The organism is Castellaniella defragrans (assembly GCF_014203015.1).
Classification (GTDB): domain Bacteria; phylum Pseudomonadota; class Gammaproteobacteria; order Burkholderiales; family Burkholderiaceae_B; genus Castellaniella; species Castellaniella defragrans.
Map to the genome: position 1 here is coordinate 1 of NZ_JACHIB010000034.1, position 4600 is coordinate 4600.

Below are 4600 nucleotides of genomic sequence, written 5' to 3' on the forward strand. Positions count from 1 at the left end.
CATCTGACATTCTCGATTCTCCGGTATTTGTTCAACACCGATACGATGCCGGAAGGCCCGAGAGCGAACAATTATGGAGGAGATGGAGCGCTTACGCGACAACACGCGTTGCCCTGCCATCCACGTTAACCGATCAGAGCGGTGTTCTTCCGGGTTCGCATAGAGCTTTTTTAACTCGATCTCGTTCGTTCGGGCAATCTCAGTGCATGATGCAGTAGCAGTACACGAACTGTTGAATCGTGCCGCCTGGTGTGTGGTGAGCTTCAGTTGCGTGTTCCACGAGTTCGAAAGCATCTCCGAATTCGCTGTGCAGTGCGTCAGGGCTGTAACGCATCACCGGCAGGCCACTGCACTGGAGGGGGCCGTCGGGGCCGAAGGCTGCGACGATGACGTGTCCTCCTGGCCGCAGCGCGTGGCGTACTTGGGCCACGTAGGCCGTTCGTTGCGCCGGCTCGGTGAGGAAGTGAAAGACGGCTCGATCGTGCCAGATATCGTAGGTATCGGCTGGAAGGGTCGCTTCCGTGATATCACCAACCAGCCATTGCACCTGTGCTGACTGGACACCCAATCGTTGGCGTGCGGCTTCTAATGCTGTATCGGACAGATCCAGCACGGTGACCTCGAAATGGCGTTGTGCCAGCAGGTCATCGACCAGTGTAGAGGCCCCTGCGCCCACATCAATCACACGGCTTGGCCGTCCGGAGGCGATGCGTTTGATCAGTGCCAGCGATTGGTCAGCATGTGGTTGATACCAGCTCACGTCTCGCACGGAGCGGGTGGCATAGATGTGGTCCCAGTGCTTACGGCTGTCCATGGTTATGTTCCTTAAGGTTGATCTTCAACATGGCGGGGGCTGGCACCCGAGTAAGCTCAGATCGCCAGAAATTGACTGCCTGCTGCAGTGACTATGACGACGAGTACAGGGGGAATGCGTCCGTAGACCAGTAATCCGAACGCTGCCAACGCTAAGCCGAAATCCATCCGCCCATGAATGGCGCTGGTCCATACGGGATCATAAAGGGCAGACAATAGGATGCCGACCACGCCTGCATTAATACCGGCCATCGCCGTCTGGATGCCTGTGCGATGGTGCAGATTTTCCCAAAACGGCAGTGCGCCGACGAGCATGAGGAACGCGGGTAGGAAAATGGTGCCAAGTAGAATCAGGCCGCCAACCCAGCCGTGCAGTGGCCCGTGAGCCACCGCACCCAGGTAGGCTGCGAATGTGAATAGTGGACCGGGGACAGCTTGCGCCGCGCCATAGCCCGCGAGAAAGTCAGCGTTATCGACGATGCCGCTGGGCACCACAGTGGTCTGTAAGAGCGGCAACACCACATGGCCACCGCCGAAGACCAGTGCACCGGCGCGATAGACACCTTCCAGCAGGGCTGCTATTGAGGATCCAGTGACCGTTGCCCATAAAGGCAGGCCAATGAGTAGTGTGGCGTATAGGGTCAGGGCCGCCGCTCCGATCCTTCGTGAGATCGGGTAGGCATGTGACTGGTCGCCAGCCGGGCGCGAGATTTTCAGCCCCCACCAGCCGAGCAGTCCCGCCGCCATGATGGCGGCGATCTGTCCTGTAGCCGACGGCAGGATCAGTGTCAGCAACGCCGCCAGAATCGCCAGGGCAGCGCGCGGACAGTCCGGACACAAGGACTTCGCCATGCCCCACACTGCCTGCGCCACGATGGCCACCGCAACGACCTTGAGCCCATGCACCCAGCTGGATTGCGCCAGATCCTGATACTGGGAGATGCCGAGTGCAAACAAGATCAGGACAATGGCCGATGGCAGTGTGAAGCCCACCCAGGCCGCCAGTATTCCAAACCACCCGGCGCGCCCCAGTCCGAGCGCCATGCCGACTTGGCTGCTGGCAGGCCCCGGGAGAAACTGGCATAGAGCGACCAGGTCAGAATAACTGTGGTCGTCCAGCCATCGGCGGCGCTCGACGAATTCCGAGCGAAAGTAGCCCAGATGCGCAATCGGGCCGCCAAAAGAGGTTAGACCCAATTTGAGAAAGGCACCGAAGACTTCGGCTGGGGTTCCTCGCGTGCGGGTAACTTGGCGTGACTCGTTTGTTGGACTTGTCATTTATGCCTGATCTTGTCGGTGGGAGTTCTGATCTGTGCTCTTGTGAACGGTGTCAGGCCTTTCTTCCCCTTGGGCATGATGATATAACGCTCACGAGCTGTCGTGCGCATGCGGAACAGGCTACCTTGCGCTTCTCAGTCGCAGGGCATTGAAGATGACCGAGGCCGAACTCAAGCTCATGGCAAGCGCCGCAATCATGGGCGAGAGCAGCCAGCCCGTGATCGGGTAGAGGACACCGGCGGCGATGGGGACACCGATCCCGTTGTATACGAAGGCAAACAGCAGGTTCTGCCGCATATTGTGTACGGTGTCTGAGGAGATCTGGCGTGCGGCCAGGATACCTCGCAGGTCGCCTTTGATGAGAGTGATCTGGCCGCTGTTCATGGCAACATCTGTGCCGGTGCCCATGGCGATGCCCACATCGGCCCGCGCAAGCGCTGGTGCGTCATTGATGCCATCGCCCGCCATGGCAACGACGTAGCCTTCCCGCTGCAGATTCTCCACCAACGCCAGCTTGTCTGCCGGCTTGACCTCGCCGTGCACCTCGTCGATCCCCAGCTTGCCAGCAACGGACTGGGCTGTGGTCAGGCCGTCGCCTGTTGCCATGACGATGCGCAGGCCTCTTTGGTGCAGGGCTTCGATGGCTTCGTGTGTACTGGGTTTGATGGGGTCGGTGACCGCCAGAATGCCGGCAGCATGATCATCCACTGCCAAGTACATAATGCTCGCGCCTTCGCTGCGCAGCCACTCGGCCTCTTTTCGCAACGCCGTGACGTCGGTGTTCTCCTGGTCCATCAGGGCGGTGTTGCCCAACGCCAGCCGTTTGCCACTGACTACGCCGCGCACCCCAATGCCGCTACCGGATTCGAAACCTTCCGCCGCCGAAAGCTGTAGACCCTGAGCCCGCGCGGCCGTCACGATGGCGTCGGACAACGGGTGCTCACTGCCCTGATCCAGGCTAGCTGCGAGGCGCAGTACCTCATCGGACGTGAAACCGGGTGCCGGGATGACTGTATCGAAGGCGGGCTTGCCCTCCGTGAGGGTGCCGGTCTTGTCCACGATGAGGGTGTCCACCTCACGCATCTTTTCAATGGCGCCCGCATCGCGAAACAGCACGCCCTGTGTTGCTGCGCGCCCGGTGGCCACCATGACGGACATGGGCGTCGCGAGCCCCAGCGCACACGGGCAGGCGATGATGAGTACCGCTACACCGTTGATGAGCCCGAATACCCATCGCGGCCCAGGCCCGAAGAACCCCCAGGCGAGCAGGGTGGCCAGGGCGATCGCCACCACGGTGAGCACGAATTTGCCGGCCACGACATCGGCCATGCGCTGCATCGGCGCCTTGGATCGCTGCGCAGAAGTGACCATCTGCACGATCTGCGAGAGCATCGTGGCCGCACCCACTTTCTCGGAGCGCATCACCAGCGCGCCGCTGGTGTTGAGCGTGGCACCGATGAGTGCATCACCCACGCGCTTGGTGACGGGCAATGGCTCGCCGGTGAGCATGGATTCGTCCACGGCGCTTTGCCCCTCGGTGACAACGCCGTCTGTGGGAACCTTTTCACCCGGGCGTACGCGCAGCAAATCGCCTACATGCACATGGTTGAGCGGCACGTCCTCTTCGCTGCCATCGGCATTGATGCGGCGCGCGGTCTTGGGGGCGAGACCCAGCAGGGCCTTGATGGCGGCGGAGGTCTGAGACCGCGCCTTCAACTCCAGCATCTGCCCCAGCAGGGTCAGCGAAATGATGACGACGGCCGCTTCGAAGTACACGGCGACGCGCCCCATAGAGACGAAAGATTGCGGGAACACTTCGGGCGCGAGCGTCGCGACCACGCTGTAGACGAAGGCCGCACCCGTGCCCAGGCTGATGAGCGTCCACATGTTGGGGCTGCGGTGTACAACCGAATGCCAGCCGCGTTCGAAGAACGTCCGGCCCGCCCAAAACATCACCGGCAGCGACAGCACGAGCTCGATCCAGCTCTGCGTAGCCATGTCGAACCAGGCGAGCCGGTGGCCCGCCATGGCAAACAGAGTGATGATGAGCGTCAGCGGCAGCGTCCACCAGAAGCGCTGCTCGAACGCAGCGAGCTCGCTGTGGTCTTCGGTATCCAGCGGGATGACGGGTTCGAGCGCCATGCCGCACTTCGGGCAATGGCCGGGGTGATCCTGCTGGACCTCCGGATGCATGGGGCAGGTGTAGATTGTGCCTGCGGGGAGATCCACGGGTTCGACCATGTCCCCGTCTCTGTCGTGGCTTGGATGTGGGTCATGACGGTGTGTGTGATGGTGGTCCATGTGGATTCCCTTTAAGGTCGTGCAAGTTCTTCTGCGTCCAGCCCGGCCAGAGCGTGCGGGCTGTTCGGACGGGTACCGTGCCGTCGCCGAACATTGCACCGAGCAGGCCGCAGTTGTCAAGCGACACCAGGAATTGACCCCCTGGCGACACCTAAAACTGACCCCCCCTACGGTTGAACGAACGGCTGCCCGATGGCAGCAGAACTGG

The 4600-nt window shown here is 61.4% G+C and carries 3 protein-coding genes; all 3 read right to left on the reverse strand.

Going from position 1 to position 4600, the window contains the following annotated elements; translation table 11 throughout:
- Positions 1 to 199 precede the first annotated feature (199 nt).
- A complete protein-coding gene (locus HNR28_RS17965) occupies positions 200 to 814 on the reverse strand; it encodes a class I SAM-dependent methyltransferase (protein ID WP_151025545.1) in 615 nt (204 codons plus the stop codon).
- 56 nt (positions 815 to 870) lie between these two features.
- On the reverse strand, positions 871 to 2091 hold the full coding sequence (gene chrA, locus HNR28_RS17970; protein WP_151025546.1) for a chromate efflux transporter: 1221 nt from the start codon (positions 2089 to 2091) through the stop codon (positions 871 to 873).
- Positions 2092 to 2211: 120 nt separating this feature from the next.
- The gene (locus HNR28_RS17975; protein ID WP_244978353.1) at positions 2212 to 4332 is read right to left on the reverse strand and encodes a copper-transporting P-type ATPase; all 2121 of its coding nucleotides are present in this window, start codon (positions 4330 to 4332) and stop codon (positions 2212 to 2214) included.
- Positions 4333 to 4600 lie beyond the last annotated feature (268 nt).

What these genes read in the sequence shown, in the direction of transcription:
- HNR28_RS17975 (WP_244978353.1), bottom strand. Translation starts at nt 4,332, where the DNA reads ATGGTCGAACCCGTGGATCTCCCCGCAGGCACAATCTACACCTGCCCC.
- HNR28_RS17965 (WP_151025545.1), bottom strand. Translation starts at nt 814, where the DNA reads ATGGACAGCCGTAAGCACTGGGACCACATCTATGCCACCCGCTCCGTG.
- chrA (WP_151025546.1), bottom strand. Translation starts at nt 2,091, where the DNA reads ATGACAAGTCCAACAAACGAGTCACGCCAAGTTACCCGCACGCGAGGA.